The organism is Streptomyces purpurogeneiscleroticus, from assembly GCF_020024005.1.
Taxonomy (GTDB): Bacteria; Actinomycetota; Actinomycetes; order Streptomycetales; family Streptomycetaceae; genus Streptomyces; species Streptomyces purpurogeneiscleroticus.
Genome location: NZ_NHSG01000019.1, coordinates 1 through 5,535, shown reverse-complemented (window position 1 = coordinate 5,535; position 5,535 = coordinate 1). Strand labels below are relative to the sequence as shown.

5 protein-coding genes are annotated in these 5,535 nt (G+C 69.4%); 2 read left to right on the top strand and 3 right to left on the bottom strand.

The features are described 5' to 3' along the window. Window positions 1-201 (top strand): hypothetical protein (locus tag CCS38_RS00515; RefSeq protein ID WP_223731181.1); only part of this gene is annotated, 201 nt, incomplete at its 5' end. Window positions 202-616: 415 nt separating this feature from the next. On the opposite strand, the gene CCS38_RS00510 is transcribed toward CCS38_RS00515, so the two are convergent. Further along, window positions 617-1,624: a stage II sporulation protein M gene (locus CCS38_RS00510; RefSeq protein WP_223731180.1), complete on the bottom strand. Its 1,008-nt coding sequence runs from the start codon at window positions 1,622-1,624 to the stop codon at window positions 617-619. Window positions 1,625-1,755: 131 nt separating this feature from the next. Between CCS38_RS00510 and CCS38_RS00505 the strand changes: the two genes are divergently transcribed. After that, the gene (locus tag CCS38_RS00505) at window positions 1,756-2,727 is read left to right on the top strand and encodes an RDD family protein (RefSeq protein WP_223731179.1); all 972 of its coding nucleotides are present in this window, start codon (window positions 1,756-1,758) and stop codon (window positions 2,725-2,727) included. Between the two features lie 51 nt (window positions 2,728-2,778). On the opposite strand, the gene CCS38_RS00500 is transcribed toward CCS38_RS00505, so the two are convergent. Further along, window positions 2,779-3,408 carry a hypothetical protein gene (locus CCS38_RS00500; protein ID WP_223731178.1) on the bottom strand — a complete coding sequence of 210 codons (630 nt, stop codon included), beginning with the start codon at window positions 3,406-3,408 and terminating at the stop codon, window positions 2,779-2,781. A 134-nt stretch (window positions 3,409-3,542) separates the two neighbouring features. Continuing rightward, window positions 3,543-5,000, bottom strand: a complete 1,458-nt coding sequence (gene ahcY / locus CCS38_RS00495; RefSeq protein WP_223731177.1) for an adenosylhomocysteinase — start codon at window positions 4,998-5,000, stop codon at window positions 3,543-3,545. Between the last annotated feature and the right edge of the window lie 535 nt (window positions 5,001-5,535).

The window sequence follows — 5,535 nt, the reverse complement described above, 5'->3', positions numbered from 1 at the left end:
GGCGTTGACTTTTGGCACGCTGTTGAGTTCTCAAGGAACGGACGCTTCCTTTGTACTCACCCTCGCGGGCTTTCCTCCGGGCGCTTCCCTTCGGTCTTGCGTTTCCGACTCTATCAGATCCTTGCGGGCCCGATTTTCGCCGGTGCGTTTCCGCCTTTCGGCTTCTTCGCGGTTCCAACCTTACCAGATCCTTTTCAGTGATCCGGCCCCCTGCTGGAGCGGGGTTGCTTTCCGGTCCGGCCCTTTCGGGCTTTCCCTTTCAGCTTTTCCGACTTTACCAGATCCGGTCCGTGCCGTTTCCGGCTCGAATTTTGTTTCTGGTGGCCTTTGGATTGGCCTTTTGCCTTTCGGCGGCTCCGACTTTATCAGAAGCGCTTTCGTCGATTTGGTCGACCTGACGTTCCCGATAAGAGATCGGAAGGTCTCCGCCGAATTAAATTTCGGCCGGAGCGCAGTAGATGTTAGCTGTCGCGGGGGAGCTTGTCCAGCTCCCGGCAACCGTTAGAATCTACCCCCCCGAGTCGCCCGTGTCAACGGGTTCGTCGGATGAACAGGAGATTAGCAGCTCAGGGGTGTCCGGTGCACATCGGCGTCCCGAGACTCCGGAGGCTGCCGTTCAGGCGGCGGTGGGCAGGGTGGCGTCGCGGTCGGAGCGCTCGACGTCGCCGGTCTCGCCCGCTCGGGCAGCGCGGCGGCCGGGCCCGTAGACGTACGCGAAGAACGCCAGCTCAGCGACGATGCCGATGCCGATGCGGACCCAGGTCGGCAGGCCGGACGGGGTGACGAAGCCTTCGATGGCTCCGGAGACGAGGAGCACGGCGGCCAGTCCCAGGGCCACGCCCAGTGCCGCGCGCCCTTCCTCGGCGAGGGCGTTCCGTCGGGTGCGCGGCCCCGGGTCGATCACCGTCCAGCCGAGCTTGAGGCCCACTCCCCCGGCGGCGAATACGGCTGTCAGCTCCAGCAGGCCGTGCGGAAGGATCAGGCCGAGGAACGTGTCGAGGCGGCCGGCGGATGCCATGAGGCCGATGCCGACGCCCACGTTGAGCATGTTCTGAAAGAGGATCCAGAGCACCGGTACGCACAGGAAAGCGCCGAGGACCAAGCAGAGCGCGGCCGCCTGGGCGTTGTTCGTCCAGACCTGGGCCGCGAAGGAGGCGGCGGGGTGGCTGGAGTAATACGTCTCGTACTTGCCGCCCGGTCTGGTCATCTCCCGTAGGGCGTCGGGGGCCCCGATGGATGCCTGGACCTCCGGGTGCACGGCGATCCACCAGCCGATGAGGGCCGCGACCACGGTGGAGAGGACCGCGGTGGGTATCCACCAGTGCCGGAGACGGTAGAGAGCGGCGGGGAATGAGGTCGTGAAGAAGCGGGCGGCGTCGCGCCAGGACGCTTTGCGCGCGCCCGTCACGGCGCTGCGCGCGCGGGCCACCAGGGAGGTCAGCCGGCCGGTCACGGCGGGGTCCGGTGCGGTGGACTGGAGCAGCGAGAGGTGCGTGGTGGCGCGCTGGTACAGGGTGATCAGTTCGTCGGCCTCGGCGCCCGAGAGGCGGCGCTTGCGGCGTACCAGGGTGTCGAGGCGGTCCCACTCGGCGCGGTGCGCGGTGACGAAGACATCGAGGTCCATTCAGTAGCGCTCCTCGTCCCCATGTGACGGTCTTGGTCCTCATGATGAACGTACTGGGCCCATTGTCGTACCGGCTTGGCAGACTGGCGGTGCCGGCAGCGGGCGGGGACGCAGGCGAGAGGACGGCGGGGATGAACGAGCTGGTGACGGGTGAAGCGGTCGTACTCGGGCTGCGGCCTGCCAGGCTGCCGAGCCGGGCCCTGGCGGTGCTCATCGATCTCGCCGTGACCTGGACCGCCTACATCCTGATCTCCGTGGCGCTGTTCGCGGCGACGGGCTCGCTGGACTCGGCCGCGCTGGCGGCCCTCTCGGTGGCGGCGTTTCTGCTCGTACTGGTCGGGATTCCGATCGTTGTCGAGACGCTGAGCCACGGCCGCTCCCTGGGGAAGCTCGCGTGCGGGCTCCGTGTGGTGCGCGAGGACGGTGGTCCGATCCGCTTCCGGCACGCGCTGGTGCGCGGGGCGATGGGGGCCATCGAGATCGTGCTGACGATGGGCATCGTGGCGTGCATTGCCTCCCTGGTGTCGGCACGCGGGCGACGCCTGGGGGATGTGTTCGCGGGCACAGTCGTCGTACGGGAGCGGGTACCGGTGCCGCAGGGCGGGGCTGCGCTGCCGCCTCCGCCGCCGTGGCTCATGGGCCAGCTCGGGGCACTGGATCTGTCGCGCGTACCGGACAGCTGGTGGCTGACCGTACGGCAGTACCTGGCTCGGGCGGGGCAGCTGGATCCGCAGGTCGGGTGGCGGATGGCCGGGCAGCTCGCCGAGGACTTCGTGCGGTGGACGGGGACGGTGCCGCCGCAGGACGTGCATCCGGCCGCCTATCTGTCGGCGGTGGTGGTCGAACGGCAGGGACGGGAAGCGCGGCGGGCGTTCGGAGCGGACCGGTCGGCGGGAACGGACCGGTCGGGTGGCACCAATCGGTCGGCGGGAGCGGCCGCGCCGGATGCGGGGGCGGCCGGGGCCACAGCCACCGCGAGCCCCGCGGTACCCACACACCCCGCAGAACCGGCAGCACCCGCAACTCCCGCAGCGCCCGAAGCGTCGGCGTCCGCGAACGGATCGGACACCGGCCGTGCGACGGGGTTCGCACCGCCCGCCTGAGCCGACAGCGGGCAGCCGGGCCGCGGTTCGGCTCAGAGCGGCAGCTGCGGCTCAGAAATCCGTCTCGGTAGTGAAGGTCGACGGCGGGGATTCGAGGTCTTCGAGCTCGATGCCGGGGGCCGAGAGGACCACGTCGCCGGCGAGGTGGACAGCGTGCTGTTCGCCGGTCTCCAGGTCGTTGACCTGGTACTCGTCCACAGTCAGCGGGCCGTTGTCAGTGGTGTGTGCTGTCCTGTTCACCAGGGCCCAGGACTGGTCGAGCGTGCGGGGCGCGAGGACGGGAGGTGTGAAGGCCACGAGCCGGGTGCGGACGGCTCCGGAGCCGGGGGCGGGGCGCAGCAGCCGGGCGGTGGCGATGAGGAAAGCGGGGGACGCGCCGGTGAAGGAGTGGGCGGGGACGTTGCCTTCGGTGGCGTGCGTGCCGGAGGGGTCGGTACGGACCCAGGTGACGCCGTCGAGCGCGGCGCCGCGTACCTGCCAGGACGCGGCGTGGAGTTCCAGGCGGATGGGGCGGCCGAGCTCATCGAGGGTGAGGTCGACGGAGCCGGCGTGATCGCCGGAGGGGGTGGTGATCTGCGAGACGTAACGCCAGCCGGAGGGGCCGGTGGCGCAGTGGAAGTGCTCTTCACCGAGGGGGGTGTGATCGTGCGGGTCGTGCAGCGAGTAGCGGCCGCGGGGCATGGGGGTCCTTCAGTGGTTCCGTCAGGGCGTCCCGCGAAGGGGGCTGCCGACGAGGCTACGCAAGGGCCCGGACGGGCCAGGCCCCCGCCCTGGGGACGGGGGCCTGGATCAAGCGGTGGCGCAGCCGGTGGCCGTCAGTAGCGGTAGTGGTCCGGCTTGTACGGGCCCTCGACCTCGACGCCGATATAGGCGGCCTGCTCCGGGCGGAGCTCGGTGAGCTTGACGCCCAGGGAGTCCAGGTGGAGCCGGGCGACCTTCTCGTCCAGGTGCTTGGGCAGCACGTAGACGTCGGTCGGGTACTGCTCGGGCTTGGTGAACAGCTCGATCTGGGCCAGCGTCTGGTCAGCGAACGAGTTGGACATCACGAACGACGGGTGGCCGGTCGCGTTGCCCAGGTTCAGCAGACGGCCCTCGGACAGCACGATCAGGACCTTGCCGTCGGGGAAGGTCCAGGTGTGCACCTGCGGCTTGACCTCGTCCTTGACGATGCCCTCGATGGCGGCCAGCCCGGCCATGTCGATCTCGTTGTCGAAGTGGCCGATGTTGCCCACGATCGCCTGGTGCTTCATCTTGGCCATGTCCGAGGCCATGATGATGTCCTTGTTGCCGGTCGTGGTGACGAAGATGTCCGCCGTCTCGACCACCTCGTCCAGCGTGGTGACCTGGTAACCGTCCATCGCCGCCTGCAGCGCGCAGATCGGGTCGATCTCGGTGACGATCACCCGGGCGCCCTGGCCACGCAGCGACTCCGCACAGCCCTTGCCCACATCGCCGTAACCGCACACCACGGCGGTCTTGCCGCCGATCAGGACATCGGTGGCCCGGTTGATGCCATCGATCAGCGAGTGCCGGCAGCCGTACTTGTTGTCGAACTTCGACTTCGTCACGGCGTCGTTCACGTTGATCGCCGGGAAGAGAAGGGTGCCGTCACGGTGCATCTCGTACAGACGGTGCACACCGGTCGTGGTCTCCTCGGTGACACCACGGATCTCCGAGGACAGCTCGGTCCACTTCTTCGGCGACTCGGCCAGGGTGCGGTTGAGCAGCTCCAGGATGGCGCGGTGCTCGTCGCTCTCGGCGGTGTCGACGGAGGGGGCCTTGCCGGCCTTCTCGTACTCGACGCCCTTGTGGACGAGGAGGGTGGCGTCACCGCCGTCGTCCAGGATCATGTTCGGGCCGCCGGTGGGCGAGTTCGGCCAGGTCAGGGCCTGCTCGGTGCACCACCAGTACTCCTCCAGGGTCTCGCCCTTCCAGGCGAAGACCGGGACGCCCTGGGGGTCGTCGGGGGTGCCGTTCGGGCCGACGGCGATGGCCGCGGCGGCGTGGTCCTGGGTGGAGAAGATGTTGCAGGAAGCCCAGCGGACCTCGGCGCCGAGGGCAACCAGGGTCTCGATGAGGACGGCGGTCTGCACGGTCATGTGCAGCGAGCCGGTGACGCGGGCGCCGGCCAGCGGCTGCGCCTCGGCGTACTCCTTGCGGATCGCCATCAGACCGGGCATCTCGTGCTCGGCGAGGGTGATCTCCTTGCGGCCGAAGGCGGCCAGGGACAGGTCGGCGACCTTGAAGTCCTGACCGGTGGCTGCTGTCGTCATGTCGGGCTGCTCCCCGGAGTCGGAGGGTGGTTGCGGTCGGCAGTCTGCGGCGCGGGCAGGCGGGGTGTACGGGCGGGTGTACGCGATGCGGTACGCCCGGCCGCGGACATTCCTGTGATCGGTTACCCGATCGTCCGGACATGACCGTCGCCGGGGCGGACTGTCGCTCGGACGGGTCCGCCACCGGGACATACCTGTCCCCTGGCCGCAGCACGCAGTCCGTCGGAGGCCCTCTCTCCCTCGGCCGGTCCGCGGTACGGGCCGCCCGACCGCCATCAGCAGCGACGTCTGGCACTGGGCACGAATCTACACCGATCGGCCCAGTGAACCCCAGCCCCTCCCGGGTGGTGCGGCGCGTCACACACGGCGGTGCGCGGCGTGCCGTAAAGCGGGTCGGTACGTCGCGGAGTACGGCAGTGGACGGCCGCGGGCGGCTTCGGTGCGGCTGTCCCGGGTGCGGAGCGGCGCGGCGACGGCCGGGAGAAAGTGGCCCCGAGTGGTGGTGACGCGTGGGGCCTGTGTGGGTGGGTTGGAG

Bases quoted from the DNA above. Each gene is read 5' to 3' on its own strand.
- CCS38_RS00510 (WP_223731180.1), bottom strand. From the start codon at position 1,624: ATGGACCTCGATGTCTTCGTCACCGCGCACCGCGCCGAGTGGGACCGC.
- CCS38_RS00505 (WP_223731179.1), top strand. From the start codon at position 1,756: ATGAACGAGCTGGTGACGGGTGAAGCGGTCGTACTCGGGCTGCGGCCT.
- CCS38_RS00500 (WP_223731178.1), bottom strand. From the start codon at position 3,408: ATGCCCCGCGGCCGCTACTCGCTGCACGACCCGCACGATCACACCCCC.
- ahcY (WP_223731177.1), bottom strand. From the start codon at position 5,000: ATGACGACAGCAGCCACCGGTCAGGACTTCAAGGTCGCCGACCTGTCC.